Source organism: Marinilactibacillus sp. 15R (assembly GCF_001895285.1).
GTDB classification, from domain to species: domain Bacteria; phylum Bacillota; class Bacilli; order Lactobacillales; family Carnobacteriaceae_A; genus Marinilactibacillus; species Marinilactibacillus piezotolerans.
Genome location: NZ_CP017761.1, coordinates 2,562,434 through 2,582,403, shown reverse-complemented (window position 1 = coordinate 2,582,403; position 19,970 = coordinate 2,562,434). Strand labels below are relative to the sequence as shown.

Below are 19,970 nucleotides of genomic sequence, written 5' to 3'. Positions count from 1 at the left end.
TAAGGTTGGTAAAGAATAAAGTCAAACAGTCATAACTATTTGGAAGAGAATGTATCTACTGATAGGCACCTGTTATAAAATAAGGAGCAAGAATGATGAGCTGAAAATAAAATTTAAACCATAGTTGAAATCCAAACTCGATTAAAAAAGCGTCCACTCCTACTCTGCTTGTATCTCAATGACTTCATATATATTATTTAAAGTGAAAAGAGTATTAAAAATCTAGAATTATATCAAACTTATTAAATTATGAACGGACAATTATTCTATATATGTATGCCTCTTACATTAATCGGACTTGTTCGTGGAGGTCAATCGTATAATAATGAAACGAGTTTACATAGGGAGAGATTTCATGAGATTTGCATTTGAAAGAGCAGGATTTGTAATAAGAGCAATTGCCAGTTTGTTGGACTGGATTGTTGTGATCATACCCATTGGAATTATGATTTACCTGTTTACTGGAGAAGCTTCATTCACTTGGACACAAGGGCTAGTGTGGAATATAGTTTATTATTTTTATTTGGTTATCACGCCAGTCTTTTGGAAAGGTTATGTAATCGGTAAAAAAATGATGAATATTAAAATTGAAAAAGTTAATGGCACTAAACTGACTCTTTTGGATATGTTTATACGGGAAGTAATAGGTATATTCCTTTTAGGGGTAGTAACATTTGGATTGAGTACTGTAATAGGTGGACTAATGGTTTTGTTCCGACAAGATAAACGAGGAATCCATGATTTACTATCAGGTACTTTTGTGAAGGCTGAATAAGCGTTTTTAATGTTAATAAATGTACTGGTCTTTTAACAAAAAAAGAGGCCTACCATTTGGTAAACCTCTGTCTGGAAATCGATATCAGTTTCGGATAGCTTTTAATGCTTTTCCCCATGAATTGACTTGGTCAAATAGAGAAGTCATATTTTCAAAGTGTAAGTCAGCTGGTTTGAAAGTTGAGAAATTTTCAAAGTCTGTAAATAATGAGAAAGTTGGATGGGTCCGAACATCAGCTACAAACAGTTCTCCTAAAATTCCACGTAAGTGTTCAGCTGCACGAGCTCCACCAGTTGAACCGTAACTCATAATACCGGCAGCTTTATTATGCCATGAAGTTGGTGCAGCAACGTCTAAAGCATTTTTTAATGCAGCTGGAAGGCCGTGATTATATTCAGCTACTACAAATACAAAAGCATCTAATGAGTTGATTTTTTCAGTCCATTTTGCTAATCCTGGTTCTGTTCCGTCTGTTGTTCCTAGGAAAGGTAAGTTGTATTCTGCGATATCAACGATCTCATAAGTCGCATCATTTCTTTGATCTGCAATTTGTTTTGCCCATTCTCCAACTTGTTCACTTACGCGTCCTTCTCTAGTGCTTCCTAAAATAATACCAATATTTAATTTTTCAGTCATTGTTTATTCTCCTAGTCTGTATTTTATTTTTATTTACTACTGTTGTTTTTCCAACAACTGTTGTATAATCTTATTATAACTTACTTTAAATAAGTAACAACCAACAATTAACTGGTTTTGTTGCTTATCCAACAAATTAATGAAAATGTCGTATAAAGGTGGAACAGCAGGTATGGAAACTACAAAAACGATCGATATTCGTAAAGTCAGAACTAGGCACTCAATTATTGAAGCTTTCATGAAATTGTTACAACAGAAGAGATTTGAAGCAATAAAGATTAGTGATATAACAAATGAAGCAATGATTAATAGAGCAACATTTTACTATTACTTCGCTGATAAATATGAATTATTTGAAATTGTAACGAGAGAAAATTTGTTGAAAAATATTCGAAGTGAGTTAGCCGAGAATAAAAATTTTTGTGAGAATACTTTGAAAAATCTATTTTTATCATTGACTCAATTTCATGAAGAACTTTCTGATATGTGTACGAAAAGTTATGAAGATTTAGCTTCAGGTACTGAAGCGATATTGCGAGAAGAAGTAGAGCAAGTATTACTGCAGGCATTGAAGTCTAGGTATAGCTCTAAAAGTGAAATAGAGATCAGAAGCTCAGCAACTGCTTTAAGCTGGATGTTATATGGAGCAGCCTATGAGTGGAAATCAAATAGTCAGTTGGATGCAGAAGTGTTTTTCCAACAGATGATGGTTTCTATAGAAAAAATCATAAATGAATAATAGAATAATCACTAGAGATCCCAGATAAAAAAGGATATCTAGTTTTTTATTTTCTTTGAACATGCGATAATAGGGTAACTAAAGAAATACAGTTCAATCATCATTCAATATGAAAGGAGCCAAAATGATGATCACTTATTATAACTTTCAAAATAACCAGTTAAATAATAGTCTAGAGGATCTAGCAAAATGGATTGCGGTCAATAATCCAACTAGTCATGAAGTAGAAAAGTTAGGGAAATATTATGATATTCCATTAGATATGTTTGTGACTCAGTATTTTCCAGAGAATATGACTGAAATTGAACATTTCAATTCTGAAACATTAGGGAACTGCGCTTTTCTTGTGCTGATTAATTATAAAACCAGTAAACCGCATTCAATAGAAAAAGGTCTTTATCCGATCACCTTTATTTACAATAAGGAAAAAATGATTTCGATAACAGATAAAAGGGATGTGTCAATCATGCCTTCAATAAAGAAAGATTTATCAGAAGCCGTTCAACCTAGTCAGTTGATTGTTGGATGTATTTTAAATATGTATCAAATATATACTGTAGAGATTAATCGTTTAAAAAGAGCTATTGATGAAATCAGCGAACGAGCACGTTCCACAACTAAACGAGAGGTCTTAACGGACTTAGCGGATGTGGAGAGAGATATGGTCTTTTTAGAACAAACGTTAGTTGATCAGAAAGCAACGATTGAAAAGTTACTTGCTAGTGAGTTGTTCCAAAGTATGACTACGGAAGAGAGGCATGTACGAGAAATAAAACGAAAAATAAAGAAAACAGATAAACTCATTAGTTTAAATAGAGATTTGATTGATACTACGGGTGGGTTGATTTCGGATATGCTCGATAGTAAGTTGAATGGCATTATGGAATATTTGGATTCTGCTCAATTAGTGATTGCGATTCCAACACTGATTTTTAGTTTATGGGGAATCAATACAGGAGGACTAATTGGGAAAGACACGCCTTTAGGCTCTCTATCAGTTGTAATCTTTGCTATATTATTAGGGTGGACAACTTATTTATATTTAAAAAAGAAAGAATATTAAAAACTACCAGAAGGTTGCTTTCTGGTAGTTACTCGGTTTAGCTTATTTTAATTTATAACTTTTTGGAAAAAGTTCTGAAATAAAATTAATTTCTTCTTGAGTAAGCTTGATATTTGCAGCTTCCAGATTCTGTTCCATTTGGTTTCTGTTTCTAGCTCCAGGAATCACAGCATTTATTACATCTTTAGATAAATAGTATGCCAAAACAATATTTTGTATTCCTGTATTATACTGATCAGCCAATGTATTTAGACGATCTACTTTTGAAAGAATCTCACTATAGGTGGGTTCTTGAAATTGTGGACGACTTCTTTGTCTATCACTTAACTGGGTATCTTTATCATATTTACCTGCAAGTAAGCCTGAAGCAAAAGGGAAATAAGGAATAAAGCTGATATTTTTTTCATTATAATAGGAGAAAACAGATGATTCAGCTTCTTGATTCAGTAAGTTATATTCATCTTGAACAACGTCGATATCGTTATGAACATTAGCTTCCTTAATTTGATCCAATGAAAAGTTAGAAACACCGATCGAGCGAATTTTTCCTTGTTCTTTCAAGCGAGATAAGGCACCAATTGCTTCTGCCTTTGGTGTGTCTTCGTCTGGAAAGTGAATATAATAAAGATCAATATAATCTGTTTGGAGTCTTTGTAAACTGTCTTCAACTTGTTTAGTCAGAAAATCAGGAGAATTATTCAATTTGATTTCTCCATCTATAATTTCATGTGCCCCTTTCGTAGCAATTACAATATCCTTGCGAAGATTATGTTTTTTCAAGGTTTCACCAATAATAGACTCTGATTTGCCGTTTCCATATATGAAGGCAGTATCGATGAAGTTCAATCCTTTTTCGATAGCATCTAAAAGAATTTCACCACCGTATTCAGTATTGGTAGAAGGATCAGCGTCACTAATTTTGTTGGCACCTAATCCGATTGGATGAACTTGTAACCCTGATTTACCTAATGTGACTAACTCACTCATGAAATCTCTCCTTTATTAATCGATTCTATTAATAGTATAAACGAATTGAAAAGCGAATAGAAGAATCTTGTGTTGTCTTATGGGTAATTAGTTGATTTTTTCGCTAAAGAACGTTATTTTAAGAGTAACAAAATTATTTATAGAAGAGGTGATTTGAAAATGGGAGGAAAACTTACTAAATCTTCTACCGATAGAGTCTTTTCGGGAGTATGTGGGGGAATAGCAGAATTCACGGGTATTTCAGCATGGGCTATAAGAATTTTATTTTTGCTTTTGCCGTCAAACTTACTGATCTACATTATTTTAGCATTCGTTATGCCAGAAGAGGATTAACAATAAATACTTTCCATTCCTTGTCTAATGGTCTAAATTAGATAAGGTTTTTTTATTAATTAGTTAATATTTATTTGAAGTAGGTGAACCGGTATGGAAAATATGCTCATAAAAAGAATCTCTACACATAATCCTGAATATACGCTTTCACTTAGCTTAAGAGATTTAGTATTAAGAAAGCCCTTAGGTTTGGATATAAAGCAAGATAATCTCTCCCAAGAAGAGAAGGCTATACATTTTGTGGTTATTTCTGGAAATAAAGTTGTGGGAACACTATTTTTAATTGAAACAGATCGAAATAGTTATCAAATGAAGCAAGTAGCTGTTCATCCTGATTACCAGGGACAATCTGTAGGAACTAAATTAGTTTTATTTGCAGAAAAATGGGCACAAGATAATGAAGTACAAAAAATCTGGTTACATGCTAGAATCAATGCGTGGTCATTTTATCAAAAGCTAGGTTTCATATTTACTAGTGATGAATACAAACAAGTGGGTATCGTGCACAAGACGATGGGAAAACACTATTTATAAAATAGAATGCATTGGAATGTTATATAACATTCTGGTGCATTTTTGTTACCCCATAATTGTTTCCATATCGTTCAGTAAAAAGAAACTTATTTAAATAAGCGTTCGATATGTTTATCTGCTATTTGTAAGTAACCGAACTATACGCTCTACAAAGTATAAATCAATTATTTGCTTGATTCATTTTAATGAGAGGAAATAGATTTATAAACTGTTACATTTTGTACATAATATTGATGGATATCCTATTGCCTTAAATCGTTGCAATTAGTATGCTTAATAAATTAAGCAATAGGAGGCTCTTTCATGATCGGTAATAAACCAATAAAGAAACATTATATTTCTATTAATAAAAAGTTTATACTTTCTATAACATTTGCATTTATTTGGCTTATTATTTCTATCTATTTTTCTCTACCATGGGTTCATGATTTAGGAGTGCTAACTACACCATTTATAGCAGTGGTGATTATAGCAGGAATAGGTTATGTTCCGGGATTAATTAACTCTTTTATTATCATGAGTTTGTTACTGGACAGACAGCCTAAGTTTAAAACGATAGATCCAGAAGTGCCTATAACGATTATTATCGCATGCTATAACGAAGAAGAAACTATTGCAAATACCCTTTCTTATATAAAAAATCAAATTTATGATGGGGAAATTAAAGTGATCGTTGTGGACAACGCCTCTACTGATCAGACGGATCAACGATCTATAGAAGCAGGAGAAGAATTAGAGTTGAATTTGCAAGTGATTTATGCAAAAGAACCTGGAAAGTTTAATGCCCTTAACGAAGCGCTTAAAGTTGTAGAGACGGACTATGTGATTACATTGGATGCTGACACATTATTGCATAAATTAGCTGTAAAGCATGTTGTCTCTAGAATATTAACAGCGCCTGCTGATACATGTGCTGTAGCAGGATCAGTACTTGTAAGAAATAGTAGACAAAATTTACTAGCTAGACTACAAGAATGGGAATATTTTTTAGGGATCGCGAGTATTAAACGAATGCAAGGTATGTATCAAGGAACATTAGTAGCACAAGGGGCGTTCTCTCTGTATACAACGGATATATTGAAGCAAGTTGGTGGATGGCCAGATGCGATTGGAGAAGATATTGTACTAACCTGGAAGATGCTTAGGGAAAATAAGCGGGTGTATTTCGAACCGATGGCAGTCGCATTTACAGAAGTACCTAGTAAATTTATTCACTTTTATAGACAGAAAAGCCGTTGGGCAAGAGGCATGATTGAAGGGCTTAAAGCTGTGAAACCATGGGAACAACCGATTAAGTACATTCGTATTTTAACAGGTATCAATTTACTGATGCCGTTTTTAGATATCGTATATACTTTTGCATGGATACCAGGTCTGGTACTGGCATTATTTGGATTCTTCTGGATTATTGGACCTATGACACTTTTGGTTTTGCCCTTAGCGTTATTGCAGAACTATATTTTATATGTATATCAAAAGAAAGTATTCAAAGAGTTAAACTTGAGCATACGGAAAAACAGGTTTGGATTTATTATTTTTGTATTGTGCTATCAACTGATTATGAGTCCGATTTCTATTATGGGATATTCTCATGAAATATTTGCAAAAAAACGAGTATGGAAATAATATGTAAAAATTAAAGCAGTAAATGATTCAGTATAAACTGTTTCATCTACTGCTTATTTTAAAAGTGTTATACGGTCATAGAGTTTTTTCTGGTAGGGCTACATCGTTAGCTGAGTAACCTTGTCTGATTAAACTGTCTAAATTTTCATAACTGGTTTCAATCATGTTTTTTAGAGCTTCATCCGTATTTGAACCGACATGTGGTGTAATCAATACTCTAGGATAAAGATCAACCAGTCCTTGTATGACGGGATCGTCTAAGGATTGATCTTCGTCATACTTCTTAAAGAAAATGGAGGATTCGTTTGCAAAAACATCTGTAGCAATTCCATCTAATTTGTTTGAGTTTATAGCATCTAAAAGTGCCTGATTATCTTGGAGTTCACCTCGAGCTGTATTAATTAAAATGGCTTTATCTTTCATTTTATTGATAAATTCTGAATTAATCATTTGATCATTTTCACCTGGAATATAGGGAACATGTACACTAATGATATCACTTTCAGCTAACACGTCGTCTAAACTTTTAAATTCTACAGTTTCTTTAGCGCTATCACTTTGGTAAACATCATATCCTAGTACATTCGCTCCTAGACTTTTGAATAATGAGGCTTCTGTTTGACCGATTTTACCTACTCCAATAATACCAACTGTACAATTTCTTATTTCTTTACTGAACATAGTGGTATCGATTCTGAAGTCTTTTTTTGCTGTTCTGTTAGTTGTATAGGTTGTATGACGTAATAAAGACATAGCTAGTGTTAATGATAACTCAGCAATGGCATTGGGTGAATATGACGGTACTCTAGCTACCATCATATCGTAATCAGCCGCAGCTTCTAGATCAATATGGTTAAATCCAGCTGTTCTGGTTAATAAATATTTTACGCCATATTCAGCAAATTTTTTAATGTTTTTTCTATCAGCAAGGCAGTTACCTCTGAGAATGATAGCATCCATTCCCATAGCAGCTTCAGCATTATCGTGATTTAGTAATGATTCTACTAAGTTTAATTTATAATGAAAAGTATTTAACTTTTCAAAATATTCTTTTTCATTTGGTCTAACGCCATAACAAACAATTTTGACTGTCATATACATTCTCTCCTTGGAAGTAATAGTAATTTTCGATTTTTGAGTTTAATTAAAAGATACCTAATGAGTCAAGCATACTTATAATCACAATCCATATAGGCATCATTACAACAGCAGATATGGTAGAGAGTAAAGATGCGTTTGAAGCGAGTAGGGCATCCTTATCAAAGCTAATGGCATAAGCTGCGGCTACTGTTGCTGTTGGTGTTGCCATCATAACTACAATTGTTCCTAATCCGACTAGACTGACTGGTAAAATATTTGTTAAAGTCAATATGAGTAGAAACGCAATGTTGATAATTGGAACTAAAATAACTTTGGCAAAGCTGTAAAACCAGGAAGTATTTGAAGCGGCTGCTTTTTTAAAGCTAACTTCACCTAAGGTTGAACCGATGGCTAACCATGCTAGTGGAGAAGCAATTCCTGCTAGATAAGTCATGGGTTGAAACAACCATGGAGCTGTCTGATCAATTCTTAAAAAAGCAACTTCAGTTAATCCGGTTTCGGTTGCTACAGTAACTTGTGGTAAGTATCCTTGCACCAACCATATGAACAATCCTAAAAAAGTAGCAAGAACAATCGGATTTAAAAACATTGATTTAACGTTTTTCATTTCCATTTTTAAGCCACTCATTTTGATGTATCCATATGAATACAAGAATATTCGGTATCCAATATTAAAAATTGAAGCATAAAGCACACCTTCTGTTCCATATATTGCGCCCACAATCGGAATACCGAAAAATGTTGTTGAGCCAAAAATAGTTAGAACACGAAGTGTATCTTGTTCATCACCTTTGAACTTCATGAAAATAGGTTTAGAAAGTACGATCAGAATGATATAAATAGCAATTCCCCAGATTAATACGTTTCTTCCTTCAGCTAATGAACTTGGATCAATATCTTGCATAAATGCTTTAAAAGCTAATGCGGGCAAAGCAACTGTTAACACAACTTTTGAAAGGATTTTCCCAACTTGATCATTGAAAATTTCTTTTTTACGTGCGATGAAGCCTAAGAGAATAATAAAAATTGTAGATGAAATAGCACTTAATATAGTCATGTCAGTAAGAGTAGTATTTAATATATCGAAAAACATGTAATTCCTCCTGTATGTTCGTTTATTCACATATAAATCTAAGTGATAAATTGTCGACATTTACCTTTAAGAAAACTATATAGTTATTTTGTGATTAAATGAACAATATAGAAGTAAAGTAAGTTTCGTAACTTATGTAAGCAAGATATTATTATATGAGATTTAATAAATACTATGATATAAGGTGGATATATTTCTTGAATAAGATAAACCAATATTATTTTCTAAAGTTTAAATTGTTAATTTATGCACATAAAAATCAACTTTACTTGATCTTTATATAATGGTAGGTTTATATTTAATGAGAGTATTGCCTTAAATAAATTTATAAAGAATGGATATTGTGAAAATAAAAATGAATAGACAAAAATGGTTTCGCTTTTTATCTTTGAGATCTTTAATGATCTTATTGATATTGCTTACAGTCTTTTTTTCTCTAGGAGCTTCAGCATTACTAGTGCAAAATTATGTTGTAGACAGAGAATATCAGGTAATCGAAAATAAAATCTCATCCATTGCCAGAATTGTAGCGAAAGATGATCGAGTTATTGGTGCTGTTACGAATGAAGTGATAGATCCAGAGGTACAAGAGTATGCAAATGAAGTTTTAGCAGATACAGATGTAGAATTTATCGTTGTCTTGGATAATAATCTAATAAGATACTCGCATCCAGAGAAAGCGGTAATTGGTGGAAAGTTCTCTAATATTGAAGATGCTAGCCGGGCGTTAGATGGCAGTGAACATTTTTCTGAACATATTGGAATTTTAGGAGCTGGCAGGCGTTTTTTTACGCCAATTATAAACGAAGCTGGAGAACAGGTGGGAATCGTATGTGTAGGAATTACAAATGAAACGATTGCCATTCAAAATCAGGCAGCTCAAGAAAAACTAATTTATGGATTAGCTGTGGGGTTAATGGTTGGATTAACAGGTTCTATTTTATTAGCAAACAAGATTAAAAAAACATTGTTAGGTTTAGAGCCGAAACAAATTGCTACGAGACTGAAAGAACGAAAAATTATTACAGATGCTGTGGTTGAAGGAATTATTGCTATTTCCATGGATAAAAAAGTCTTGCTGATGAACGAGAATGCAAAAGCTATTTTTAAACAAGCTAATCTTCCAGAAATAGTTTCTATGAATGGAGAAGTGAGTGGAGAACTATACACGGTTTTATTCTCAGAGTGCTTTTCTACTAAAGAGACAGTTTCTGATCATTCGCTCGTCCTGAATCATTTAGATATCGTGGTAAATATTTCCCCTATATGGATTAATCAAGAATTTTCAGGGGCTGTAGCGACAGTAAGAGATCAATCGGAAATGAAGCATCTATTAAGAGAGTTGAGTGGCACTGAACAATATATAGACTCACTGCGTGCTCAAAGTCACAATTTTTTGAACCAGTTACATGTTATTTTAGGGTTAATTGAATTAGAAAAATACGAGGAAGTTAAAAGCTATATTTCTATATTAAATAAAGACTACCATGAAGAAATAGGATATATTGTAAAGAACAGTTATAAAATGTAGGAAAATGACAATGTAAAATTGTTGGTTTTCCTACATTTTTTATATACTCTTCTTATCCCCTATAGAATTGGAGTGGAATAGGAATGAGAAGAGATATCAGAGAAGGAGTGAAAAAACATATGATTGATGGCATAAAGCCCAATTATACTGCGTTAGCGGAACAATACGGATGTGACTATCGTACGGTTAAAGCAGCGTATGAAGAAGCGTTACAAGGTAATAAACCTAAAACAAGGAGGACATATCCGAGTAAATTAGATTCATTCAAACAAATCATAGATACTAAGTTAGAAGATCAATGTACCGCTAAAAGTATCTTCAAATTCATACAAAAGAAAGGGTTCGATGGGAGTTACAGTCTTGTTAGAGACTATTGCCGTGGAGTGAAAAAAGAACGGATACAGAAAGCAACGGTACGCGTCGAATATACGCCTGGTCTTTCAGCACAAATCGATTGGAAAGAAGAAATGCGACTCATAAGCAGTCAGGGAGAAGTCTTCCGCTTTAATATTTTTCTTTATATATTGCCCTACTCAAAGAAGAAATTTATTACGCTTACCTTTGATCGTAAACAAGATACATTGTTTGAGTGCATGAATGATGCCTTTTATCACACCGGTGGTGTTCCAGAAGAAATATGGTTCGATAATATGAAAACTGTCGTCGACCGGTCACGAACTCAATTCTCTCAGGTTCATTTAAACGATCGCTTCTATTCTTTAAGTAAAGATGCAGGGTTCAGAACAATGGTCTGTCGCCCTTTTCGCCCCCAAACAAAAGGCAGCGTAGAAGCTCTCGCTAGAACAATGGACCGGTTACGGGTTTACAATCATGAATTTTATGATTCGACAGATCTCATTCGAATCGTTGACGAACTTTGTGATGAATTAAATTCGGAAGTGTCTCAAGCAACGGATGAGATTCCTGATATACTTTGGAAAATTAATGAAAAAGAGCACCTCCATAAGCTAAAAGATGACTTGTTAAATCCTTATTTTGAAGACTCTATTCGCCGTAAAGTCACAAAGGAAGCAATGGTCATTTTCCGCAAATGTAGGTACTCTGTAGACCCTCGCTATATCGGAAAAGAAGTTGACTTGGATCTTTCCGAAAACGAAGAGCACGTGCACATTTATTATAACGGAGAACAGATTCGTTCGCACCCACTTACCACAAAAAGATTGAACTATAACCAAGAAGATTTGGTTCAGATACTTAAATCAGATGTCATGAGCCACAAAGAAGAAGATGACATCCAAGAACATATTAAACGAAGTTTAAAGCAATATGATTTACTGGAGGTGCCTTCGAATGAGCAGTAACTATCAAAAGCTATTAAATAATCTAGAGGCCTTGAATTTAAAACATATGAGAGAATATGTGCCAAACTATATTGAAATTGCCAATCGGGATGAGCTTTCTTTAACAGAAGCTCTTCTAGAATTAACTAATCAAGAATTAGACTTTCAAACGAATCAGACTGTGGAACGTGTCATCCAGCGCGCACACTTTCCCAAACGGACATCACTTGAAGAATTTGATTTCAACTTTCAACCAAGCGTTAACAAAAAAGAGATTCTAGACTTGAAACATATGGCTTTTATGGAGAAAAAAGAAAACTTAGTTTTCATTGGAAACCCTGGTGTAGGGAAAACACACCTTGTCATTGCATTAGGCATTGAAGCATGTCATCAAGGCTACCGTACGCTGTTTATCAGTTGTCATGAATTACTTTTACGTCTTCGTTCTGCCTTTGAAAAAGGGACCGTCGATCGTGTTCTGAAACGATATGCCAAATATGATCTTTTGATCATTGATGAAATAGGTTATTTACCAATTCAAAAAGTTGAAGCTAACCTCTTCTTTCAACTATTAACGATGCGTTACGAAAAGAAATCAACAATGATTACGACAAATATTATCTTATCTCGATGGGGGGAGCTATTTCAGAATTCTGAAATAGCCGCCGCCATTCTTGATCGCCTGGTTCACCATGTTAAAGTCTTCAAGATTACTGGAAAATCATATCGTATGAAAGGGAAAATATAAATGGACTTCTAAATTAGACTGTCAAAAACCTACATTTTTATTCTGTCATAAACCTACAATTTTATAATGTCCTTGACAATATATTACCGAAAAAGTTAAATCTCCTGCACTAGCTGGGTTCCTGTTAGGTAAATCAAGTGAGGCGAAAGAAAAACAAGTTCTGTTAACAATTGATAAAGATTCTTATTTTCCAAACATTGAAGTAAATAGTTTGACTCACCATCTGATTGTGGCAATAGGCGTCTTGTTGGATAATGCTTTTGAAGCTGTACAAACACAAAAAAGAAAAGAAATTTCACTTTATTTGCATTATGATAAAGATGAAGGAATATTGACAATAAAAGTCACAGACACGGGAATTGGAATGAACTCAGAAGAAAAGAAGAGAATTTTTCAAAGAGGATTTTCTACAAAAGGAAATAAAAGAGGGTACGGATTAGATGCTGTTCAAACGATTATCCGCTCTTATAATGGGATTATAGATGTCGAATCTAAAGAGCAAATTGGCAGTAAAGTACTAATTGAATTAGATTATAGGTTGGAGGAAGGTCATGATTGATGTTTTAATTGTTGAAGATGATCCTATGGTAGCAATGTTGAATAAAGAATTTTGTGAACGTATGGAAGGATTAAAGGTAATTGGACAAGCTGAATCGACAGCAGATGCTTGGAGTATAATTGACCAACAAGAGCCAGATTTGATTTTACTTGATATTTATTTGCCTGGTCAGACTGGTCTTGAGTTTGCCGAATCATTAAAGAAAAAAGGGATCTTTATACCGATACTTTTTATTTCAGCAGCGGATGACATAGAATCTGTGCAGCAAGCAGTTTATTTTGGTGCAACCGATTATTTGATAAAACCATTTACTTTTGAAAGATTTCAAGCTTCATTAAAAAAAATAATAAAATTTGATCAGGCATTATCGAAAGGGAAAGTAACGAATCAGAAAACATTGGATCAGTATTTCTGCAACGAACAAATTATACAAAGTGAAATGGATTCTAACAAGCTTTCCAATAGAAGTTCAATAGAATTTCCCAAAGGAATATCAAAGATTACAATGAAAAAAGTAGTCAAACAAATTCTTATTACTAAAGAGTGGTTCACGACTGAGAACATAGCAACTGAAATAGGTATTTCTCGAATTTCCACAAAAAAATATATCCAATATTTGGTTGATTTACAGATTTTGGATGAGGAAATGGATTATAATACGGTAGGAAGACCAGCTATAATTTATCAAATAAATGAGAATAGTGCAGTTGAAATTGAGCAGTTTGTATACAAATAAAAAGCAGAAGCTTTGACATTTAAGCTAACAATGTCAAAGCAATGGTCATAAGTATAAGTGAAAATATGATACTTATAGAAGATAAAAAGCTTGATGTAGATCGCTTGTTTCCATAAACGATCATATTGATTGTTGAGACGGTTCCAACAGGTGCAAGCGTAACTAACACTAGGGAGAAACGTACAATTTCTGGTAATGGAAGAACAAAGTAAAACAATAATGCTGCTGCTATAGCTAGAGTATAACGCACAGATAATAGTTTAGAGATTTTTCTAAGCGAAGATCTATCCATATCTATTTCTAAATAAAGTCCAACCATAAACATAGATAAGAATGCATTACCACTGGCGAATAACTCTACTACTGAAGTAATCGTTACTGGAACAGTAATACCAAGTAAGGCAAGAAGGAACATCAAGGTATAAGTCGTAAAAGAGGGTGAATGAAATAGACGTAAAGCTCTTTTTACATAACTTGATTCTTCTCTTTCTTGACCTAATATTTTATCTACAACCATGGGGGATCCGCCGAACAGCATTAAAGCATTTCCCATATCAAAGCTTCCAATAAATGGAATGGCGGCGGGGAAAAAACCTTGAACAAAAGGAATAGTAAAATTACCAATGTTGAATCCTCCTTGAGAGAACATCATCATTGCGTGATCAACAGGGTCTTTTTTTCGCCAGAATAAACTACCGATTAAAACAAGTACTAGGTTTGTAAGCAGCCCCAATCCAATCATAATAAATAGAATTGCATCAACCTGTACTGCATTAAAACCGACAATAATTGTAGCAGGGAGAGTAATGTTTAAAATGATTTTTTGAAGAATGGTACCATCTGTAGAACGTAAAATTCCGGCTTTTTTAAATAAATAGGCCACCAGAACAACGAGAAGGAAACTTAAAGATCGGATAAGAATCATGGCCATATACAGAAACTCCTTAAATAGTATCATTAAAATAATGTAGTTTTATCATAAGGTGTTTAGCTGATTTGTTCAAGCAATTCCAATATATATAATTAGATGATGAAGGTAATCTAAGGACGGAAAGGAAACAAATGATAATTAGACCCCAGACAAAGGGAGCGTTAGTAGAGGCAGCAGAAAAAGAATTTACTTCTTTATTTTCTTTAATTGATTCAATTCCTGAAGAAAAAAGAATGAAGAATTTTCATTTCGAGGATCGTGATAAGAATATAAGAGACGCATTGATGCATTTATATAGATGGCACTTAATGATGTTGACTGGTATGACGTAGGCATGAAGGATAATGTCCCCCAAACGCCAACAGAAGGATATAGATGAAAATAACTTTCGGCGTTAAACTAGGAAATCTGGGCATAGGTAGTTGTTTTATTTCTAATACACCCAGTCATTATAACTGGGGATGTAAAAAAATGAAATAATTTAGTAAATCTATCAATAATTAGATAAAAAATCCGTCAGCTATTTTGAGCTGACGGATTTTCTTACTTAGTACTAAATTTTGAATCCTTTAAGGAGATTGTCCATATTTTGTGCAAGTTCAACTAATTGAGAGATTTTTCCACCTTCACCAGCGATTTCTTCCATTGAACTGTTGATCTGTTGTGTAGCCGCTGAGGTTTCTTCAACACCTGCTGCAGATTCTTCAGAAACAGAAGCGACTTCTTCAATAGAAGCATTCATCTCATCTGTATTATGTTGCAGCTCAGATAAATTAGTATTGATACCTTGGATATTTTGAGCAACATCATTTAAAGATTTAGATATCTGTTTAAAAGTATCTCCAGTAGCTTTAATTTGTGAAGTTCCAGTTTGTACTTCTGCATATCCTTCTTGAAGTGAGTCACTTACTCCTTTTGATTCCAGTTGGATTGTTTGTACAAATCCAGTGATCTCTGATACTGATACATCAACTTGTTCAGCTAGCTTACGCACTTCATCGGCAACAACGGCAAATCCTTTGCCGTGTTCGCCAGCACGCGCAGCCTCGATTGCAGCATTTAGAGCTAGTAGATTTGTCTGATTTGCTACATTTTGAATGATTTCTACTAATTTTGAAATTTCTTGTGTCTGCATATCTAATTTATCTACTTTTTCAACAGACTGTTTGACAATATCATTAATTTTCATCATCTGATTTTCTGATGATTCCATTAATGTTATACCGTTAGCTGTTTCTTTTAACACTTTATCTGATAAAGTATTGATATGCTGCCCATTTTTATTTGTAGCAGAGACTTTTTGAGAGAAGTCATCCATAATTGCTGATAACTTACTAGCAGTATTTGCCTGGGTTTCTGACCCTTCAGACAATTCCTGCATCGTCATTGCAACTTGGTCGGTTCCAGCCATAACTTCTGCAGAAGTTTCAGATAATTCTTTACTGTTGTAAGATAAAAGATAAGACACTTCTGAAACATTTGATAGAATATCTTTTAGATGATCTTGCATAGTATTAGCGGAGTCTGCCAGTTGTCCTGTTTCATCCTTATTGGTTATCGTCAGATACTCGTTTTTCAAGTTGCCTTCTTTGATATCGTTCATTCTTTCCATCACTTTTTTAACTGGTATTGAGATAGATCTGCTTGTGAGTAAAGCGATGAATACAGCTAGTATTATAACTACAGTAGAGACAATGAGGTTTAACAAAAGACCTGTCTGCCCAATCTCCATAATGTTTTCCCCAGAGTCTTCGATTATTTCTTCTTGATTTCTAGCAGATTCTGCTAGTGTATCCAACATGAAAGTTGTCGTTGGAGCAAGTACATCCATATTAGCAAGTGCTTCTGTCTCATTACCAGCTGCATATACCTCAAATACATCTCTCAACATGCTTTGAGTCCATTCTTCGTGGGTGGCAATAAGTTCATCCACGGTATCTGAATTAGAAAGTTCTCCTAATGTCTCTATATATGGTTGAACAGCTTCAGCGGTTTCTTCAAACATATCTCTGTATTTTTCATCACCTGTCATCAAGTAAGCACGAACATTTGTTGAACGTCTAGCCACTGAAAAACCTACTCGTTCATCAGCAATCATCAGAGGTATTTCATGTGCAACCATTGATTCCGTTTCCTTGTTTGTATGAAATGTAGAAATACTTGTTTCAATCATCAATGCAATTATAAATATAATGACTAAACTGAAGCCAAACAAAATTTTTGCTCTTAAACTTTTGAATTGTAAAAGAGGAATCCTTCTTGATTTATTTTTGACACGATTTTCTTTCTCTTCTTGTTTTACTTGCCTATCCATTTTATATCACTCCTTTGAAATCATTATCGGATGTATTAGTAAAGTGTTTATATTTGTAAAAATTAAATATGAAATCTAGTGATAAATACAAAATAATACAATTTTTTTATGATAAAATTGTATTATAAATTAAATATAACTATGAATAAATCAATTGTATATTTGGTGATTAAAAAAATCGATTCAGTAACAGGCTGTTTGTAATTACAGTTACTAATCTATAAAAAAATTATAAAAAGGGCATATTTATTCTTTTATTTAAATATAATTATTTTTAATATGATTATCTCAAAATCAGTGAATTATAATAAAGTGTACAATGGGTAGTATTGTGAACAAAATTAGACAAACAATAAAATTTGAAAATGCTTTGAATATCAAAATTTTTATTCTGAAGTCAAATGTGTTGGACAATCGACCTATATATAGTTTTTTTGATATATATTTAAGCAAACGTATAATAAAGGACTTACATTTCCATGATAAGTGAAATATTAAAGGAAAATTTCTTTCGAGGGGCAAGAATATTGCATTTGAAAGATCATTCAATATAATGAATAATAGAATGTTAAGGGGGTACCACAATTGAAAATATCTTTTAATAGATGGTGGGTTGTAATAGGCGCTGTATTAGTGCAGCTTTGTATTGGTGGAGTATACACTTGGAGCCTTTTCAATCAACCATTGTCTGATGCATACGGGTGGGATTCCAATGGTGTATATTTAGCCTACTCTATGGTTATCTTCATTTTTGCATTGACGACTATAGTCTCAGGTCGCTTGCAAGATAAGTATGGACCACGAAAAATAGCTACGATTGGGATTATCTTGTATAGTTTAGGCTTGATGCTGACTTCAACGGCAGAGTCATTGTGGCAATTATATTTATATTACAGTGTAATAGCTGGGGTTGGAATCGGATTTGTGTATGTCTGTCCACTATCAACTTGTGTTAAATGGTTTCCGGATAAAAAAGGATTTATAACTGGAATAGCCGTAGGGTCATTTGGACTAGGCGGATTCTTATTTAATTCTTTTATTCAATCATTTATTGCATCTGTTGGCGTATCAAAAGCTTTTTTTTATCAGGGTGTTATTTATATTATTATAGGATTGATAGGTGCACAATTACTTAGACAACCTAAAGTAAATACTGAAGAAGTAAGCAGTAAAATTATTAATGATAATGAATTTACTGTTACTCAGATGATGCAAACAAAATCTTTTTATCTAATTTGGTTTATTTATCTGACAGGTACAATTACTGGGCTGCTTGTTATTGGTCTTGCACGCGACATTGGAATAGATGTAGCAGGACTGGCACCAGCAGTAGCTGCAAATGCAGTAGCTTTAGCAGCTATTTTTAATGCTGTAGGCAGAATTACTTGGGGGATTCTTTCAGATAAATTTGGAAGACTGCGTGTTATCTCAATAATGTTTGTATTAACTGCTATAGCAGTAGGGTTGTTGAGTACAATAACGCCAAATGCTTGGTTATTCTTTGGGATTGTAGCGATGATTGCATTTTGTTTTGGAGGATTTTTAGCAGTTATTCCGCCACTTACAAGCGATTATTACGGTATACAAAATTTTGGTGCAAATTATGGATTAGTGTATCAAGGTTATGGTATTGCTGCTCTTGTAGGTCCTATGCTGATTTCCTTAGTCGGTGGATTTAGACCGGCATTTCTAGTAGCAGCGCTATTAACTATAGTTGGTCTACTTCTATCATTATTTGTAAAACCACCATTGAAATCAAAGAAAACCATTTAAATGATCCGTTACTAAAAAACTTCTGCGTTTAAAATCAGAAGTTTTTTAGTATTTAATATTGAGGTTATGAGATGAGATTTAATAAGGTTTTTTAACAAAATTTATGAGCTAAAACCATATCACACTAATTAATAACATGGATTATGTTAAAATGAATAGAGATAACTTGCTTAGTATATCCAAGTTCATTTAAAATTGACCAGTATACTTATATAATATTATTTAATCTATTATATCTTACATTAATTAGAAATTTCCTGATTAATTTCGAGGAGGAAGTGAAATCGAAAAAGAAAAAAGAAAGCAAAAAAACTTGGAACTAGATTATGAATATTGTGAAGAAATCATAAAAGTACATTCCGAGAGTTTTTATTATGCTTTTTCTAAGTTACCGAAAGAAAAAGCTCAGGCTGTATATGCAATTTATGCTTTTTGTAGACAAGCTGACGATAGTATTGATGAAGCATCATCTCCCTTAGAACAGAAACAAGCATTGGATGAATTAAAAAAACAGTTAGATCTGTTTAGCGAAGGAAATAATCTTGATACACCTATCTGGAGAGCATTGAGGGATGTGTTTGATCGATATGATATGTCACTTGAACCTTTTTATGATCAATTAGAAGGTCAAACAATGGATTATCATTTTGTTCAACCAGATACGTTAAATGAATTAGAAAGATACAGTTATTTTGTTGCAGGCTCAGTGGGGCTAATGCTATTACCCATCATTGCAACGGAAAACCATCAGGAACTAACTGATATAGCGATTTCTCTTGGAGTAGCAATGCAAATTACAAATATATTGAGAGATGTCGGAGAAGACCAGCGTGATAATAATCGCATATATTTGCCTAAAGAATTAATGGAAAAGACAGGATACTCTCGTCAAGATTTAAAAAATCAGACAGTTAATCAATCTTTTATTCTATTATGGGAATTACTGGCTTCTCGATCTGAAGAATTATACAAAATTGTGAAACAGAATCTATTGAAATTCGATTCGGATAGTCGTTTTCCAGTGCTGCTTTCAGCAAATATATATCAAGAAATTTTAAATACTGTTCGTAAGAATCAGTATGACTGTTTTACTATAAGAAATAAGACTTCTTTAATCAGAAAGTTATGTTTATATCGAGAGGCTAATAGAAGTTTGAAAAATAGCTGATTTTTTAAGATGGCTAATAGTT

The 19,970-nt window shown here is 33.4% G+C and carries 20 protein-coding genes; 14 read left to right on the top strand and 6 right to left on the bottom strand.

Translation table 11 applies throughout. The annotated features are described in order from the left end of the window. Nucleotides 1–355: 355 nt before the first annotated feature. Nucleotides 356–775 carry an RDD family protein gene (locus BKP56_RS12640; RefSeq protein ID WP_072695559.1) on the top strand — a complete coding sequence of 140 codons (420 nt, stop codon included), beginning with the start codon at nt 356–358 and terminating at the stop codon, nt 773–775. An 84-nt stretch (nt 776–859) separates the two neighbouring features. Here BKP56_RS12640 and BKP56_RS12635 read toward each other — a convergent pair whose 3' ends face one another. After that, nucleotides 860–1,411: an NADPH-dependent FMN reductase gene (locus tag BKP56_RS12635; RefSeq protein ID WP_072695557.1), complete on the bottom strand. Its 552-nt coding sequence runs from the start codon at nt 1,409–1,411 to the stop codon at nt 860–862. Nucleotides 1,412–1,550: 139 nt separating this feature from the next. On the opposite strand from BKP56_RS12635, the gene BKP56_RS12630 reads away from it, so the two are divergent. Both BKP56_RS12630 and BKP56_RS12625 read left to right on the top strand, forming a co-directional pair. Next, nucleotides 1,551–2,150: a TetR/AcrR family transcriptional regulator gene (locus tag BKP56_RS12630; RefSeq protein ID WP_083540582.1), complete on the top strand. Its 600-nt coding sequence runs from the start codon at nt 1,551–1,553 to the stop codon at nt 2,148–2,150. 109 nt (nt 2,151–2,259) lie between these two features. Then, on the top strand, nt 2,260–3,213 hold the full coding sequence (locus tag BKP56_RS12625; protein ID WP_083540581.1) for a CorA family divalent cation transporter: 954 nt from the start codon (nt 2,260–2,262) through the stop codon (nt 3,211–3,213). Between the two features lie 42 nt (nt 3,214–3,255). Here the strand turns inward: BKP56_RS12625 and BKP56_RS12620 are convergent, their stop codons facing one another. Next, on the bottom strand, nt 3,256–4,200 hold the full coding sequence (locus BKP56_RS12620) for an aldo/keto reductase (RefSeq protein ID WP_072695553.1): 945 nt from the start codon (nt 4,198–4,200) through the stop codon (nt 3,256–3,258). A gap of 159 nt (nt 4,201–4,359) precedes the next feature. On the opposite strand from BKP56_RS12620, the gene BKP56_RS12615 reads away from it, so the two are divergent. From BKP56_RS12615 to BKP56_RS12605, 3 genes are all read left to right on the top strand, one after another. Then, nucleotides 4,360–4,533 (top strand): PspC domain-containing protein, encoded by a 174-nt coding sequence (locus tag BKP56_RS12615; protein WP_072695551.1) that lies wholly within the window; start codon nt 4,360–4,362, stop codon nt 4,531–4,533. A gap of 93 nt (nt 4,534–4,626) precedes the next feature. Then, entirely contained in the window at nt 4,627–5,067 is a 441-nt protein-coding gene (locus BKP56_RS12610) for a GNAT family N-acetyltransferase (RefSeq protein ID WP_072695549.1), read from the top strand. 303 nt (nt 5,068–5,370) lie between these two features. Next, nucleotides 5,371–6,693 carry a glycosyltransferase family 2 protein gene (locus BKP56_RS12605; protein WP_072695547.1) on the top strand — a complete coding sequence of 441 codons (1,323 nt, stop codon included), beginning with the start codon at nt 5,371–5,373 and terminating at the stop codon, nt 6,691–6,693. Nucleotides 6,694–6,768: 75 nt separating this feature from the next. On the opposite strand, the gene BKP56_RS12600 is transcribed toward BKP56_RS12605, so the two are convergent. Together BKP56_RS12600 and BKP56_RS12595 are read right to left on the bottom strand one after the other, a co-directional pair. Then, the gene (locus BKP56_RS12600; protein ID WP_072695545.1) at nt 6,769–7,788 is read right to left on the bottom strand and encodes a 2-hydroxyacid dehydrogenase; all 1,020 of its coding nucleotides are present in this window, start codon (nt 7,786–7,788) and stop codon (nt 6,769–6,771) included. A 49-nt stretch (nt 7,789–7,837) separates the two neighbouring features. Continuing rightward, nucleotides 7,838–8,887: an AEC family transporter gene (locus BKP56_RS12595; RefSeq protein ID WP_072695543.1), complete on the bottom strand. Its 1,050-nt coding sequence runs from the start codon at nt 8,885–8,887 to the stop codon at nt 7,838–7,840. Between the two features lie 334 nt (nt 8,888–9,221). Between BKP56_RS12595 and BKP56_RS12590 the strand changes: the two genes are divergently transcribed. From BKP56_RS12590 to BKP56_RS12570, 5 genes are all read left to right on the top strand, one after another. Then, nucleotides 9,222–10,418 (top strand): Spo0B domain-containing protein, encoded by a 1,197-nt coding sequence (locus BKP56_RS12590; protein ID WP_072695541.1) that lies wholly within the window; start codon nt 9,222–9,224, stop codon nt 10,416–10,418. An 83-nt stretch (nt 10,419–10,501) separates the two neighbouring features. Further along, nucleotides 10,502–11,740 (top strand): IS21 family transposase, encoded by a 1,239-nt coding sequence (gene istA, locus BKP56_RS12585; RefSeq protein ID WP_072695539.1) that lies wholly within the window; start codon nt 10,502–10,504, stop codon nt 11,738–11,740. Then, nucleotides 11,730–12,467, top strand: a complete 738-nt coding sequence (istB, locus tag BKP56_RS12580) for an IS21-like element helper ATPase IstB (RefSeq protein ID WP_047927680.1) — start codon at nt 11,730–11,732, stop codon at nt 12,465–12,467. Before istA ends, istB begins: the two co-directional genes overlap by 11 nt. A gap of 211 nt (nt 12,468–12,678) precedes the next feature. After that, the gene (locus tag BKP56_RS12575; protein ID WP_072695537.1) at nt 12,679–13,026 is read left to right on the top strand and encodes an ATP-binding protein; all 348 of its coding nucleotides are present in this window, start codon (nt 12,679–12,681) and stop codon (nt 13,024–13,026) included. Next, nucleotides 13,019–13,762, top strand: coding sequence for a response regulator (locus tag BKP56_RS12570; protein WP_072695536.1), 744 nt, complete (start codon nt 13,019–13,021; stop codon nt 13,760–13,762). Before BKP56_RS12575 ends, BKP56_RS12570 begins: the two co-directional genes overlap by 8 nt. 19 nt (nt 13,763–13,781) lie before the next feature. Here BKP56_RS12570 and BKP56_RS12565 read toward each other — a convergent pair whose 3' ends face one another. Then, complete coding sequence (locus tag BKP56_RS12565; RefSeq protein WP_072695534.1) at nt 13,782–14,693, bottom strand: AEC family transporter; 912 nt, start codon at nt 14,691–14,693, stop codon at nt 13,782–13,784. A gap of 131 nt (nt 14,694–14,824) precedes the next feature. On the opposite strand from BKP56_RS12565, the gene BKP56_RS13930 reads away from it, so the two are divergent. Then, entirely contained in the window at nt 14,825–15,025 is a 201-nt protein-coding gene (locus BKP56_RS13930; RefSeq protein WP_072695532.1) for a ClbS/DfsB family four-helix bundle protein, read from the top strand. Between the two features lie 221 nt (nt 15,026–15,246). On the opposite strand, the gene BKP56_RS12555 is transcribed toward BKP56_RS13930, so the two are convergent. After that, nucleotides 15,247–17,007: a methyl-accepting chemotaxis protein gene (locus tag BKP56_RS12555; protein WP_083540579.1), complete on the bottom strand. Its 1,761-nt coding sequence runs from the start codon at nt 17,005–17,007 to the stop codon at nt 15,247–15,249. A 585-nt stretch (nt 17,008–17,592) separates the two neighbouring features. Between BKP56_RS12555 and BKP56_RS12550 the strand changes: the two genes are divergently transcribed. Both BKP56_RS12550 and BKP56_RS12545 read left to right on the top strand, forming a co-directional pair. Beyond that, nucleotides 17,593–18,780 carry an L-lactate MFS transporter gene (locus BKP56_RS12550; RefSeq protein ID WP_072695530.1) on the top strand — a complete coding sequence of 396 codons (1,188 nt, stop codon included), beginning with the start codon at nt 17,593–17,595 and terminating at the stop codon, nt 18,778–18,780. Nucleotides 18,781–19,093: 313 nt separating this feature from the next. Then, a complete protein-coding gene (locus tag BKP56_RS12545) occupies nt 19,094–19,948 on the top strand; it encodes a phytoene/squalene synthase family protein (RefSeq protein ID WP_232226889.1) in 855 nt (284 codons plus the stop codon). The last annotated feature ends 22 nt before the right edge of the window (nt 19,949–19,970 follow it).

What these genes read in the sequence shown, in the direction of transcription:
- istA (WP_072695539.1), top strand. Translation starts at nt 10,502, where the DNA reads ATGAGAAGAGATATCAGAGAAGGAGTGAAAAAACATATGATTGATGGC.
- BKP56_RS12600 (WP_072695545.1), bottom strand. Translation starts at nt 7,788, where the DNA reads ATGACAGTCAAAATTGTTTGTTATGGCGTTAGACCAAATGAAAAAGAA.
- BKP56_RS12570 (WP_072695536.1), top strand. Translation starts at nt 13,019, where the DNA reads ATGATTGATGTTTTAATTGTTGAAGATGATCCTATGGTAGCAATGTTG.
- BKP56_RS12590 (WP_072695541.1), top strand. Translation starts at nt 9,222, where the DNA reads ATGGATATTGTGAAAATAAAAATGAATAGACAAAAATGGTTTCGCTTT.
- istB (WP_047927680.1), top strand. Translation starts at nt 11,730, where the DNA reads ATGAGCAGTAACTATCAAAAGCTATTAAATAATCTAGAGGCCTTGAAT.
- BKP56_RS12615 (WP_072695551.1), top strand. Translation starts at nt 4,360, where the DNA reads ATGGGAGGAAAACTTACTAAATCTTCTACCGATAGAGTCTTTTCGGGA.
- BKP56_RS12565 (WP_072695534.1), bottom strand. Translation starts at nt 14,693, where the DNA reads ATGGCCATGATTCTTATCCGATCTTTAAGTTTCCTTCTCGTTGTTCTG.
- BKP56_RS12605 (WP_072695547.1), top strand. Translation starts at nt 5,371, where the DNA reads ATGATCGGTAATAAACCAATAAAGAAACATTATATTTCTATTAATAAA.
- BKP56_RS12625 (WP_083540581.1), top strand. Translation starts at nt 2,260, where the DNA reads ATGAAAGGAGCCAAAATGATGATCACTTATTATAACTTTCAAAATAAC.
- BKP56_RS12635 (WP_072695557.1), bottom strand. Translation starts at nt 1,411, where the DNA reads ATGACTGAAAAATTAAATATTGGTATTATTTTAGGAAGCACTAGAGAA.
- BKP56_RS12630 (WP_083540582.1), top strand. Translation starts at nt 1,551, where the DNA reads ATGAAAATGTCGTATAAAGGTGGAACAGCAGGTATGGAAACTACAAAA.
- BKP56_RS12595 (WP_072695543.1), bottom strand. Translation starts at nt 8,887, where the DNA reads ATGTTTTTCGATATATTAAATACTACTCTTACTGACATGACTATATTA.
- BKP56_RS12620 (WP_072695553.1), bottom strand. Translation starts at nt 4,200, where the DNA reads ATGAGTGAGTTAGTCACATTAGGTAAATCAGGGTTACAAGTTCATCCA.
- BKP56_RS12610 (WP_072695549.1), top strand. Translation starts at nt 4,627, where the DNA reads ATGGAAAATATGCTCATAAAAAGAATCTCTACACATAATCCTGAATAT.
- BKP56_RS13930 (WP_072695532.1), top strand. Translation starts at nt 14,825, where the DNA reads ATGATAATTAGACCCCAGACAAAGGGAGCGTTAGTAGAGGCAGCAGAA.
- BKP56_RS12640 (WP_072695559.1), top strand. Translation starts at nt 356, where the DNA reads ATGAGATTTGCATTTGAAAGAGCAGGATTTGTAATAAGAGCAATTGCC.
- BKP56_RS12555 (WP_083540579.1), bottom strand. Translation starts at nt 17,007, where the DNA reads ATGGATAGGCAAGTAAAACAAGAAGAGAAAGAAAATCGTGTCAAAAAT.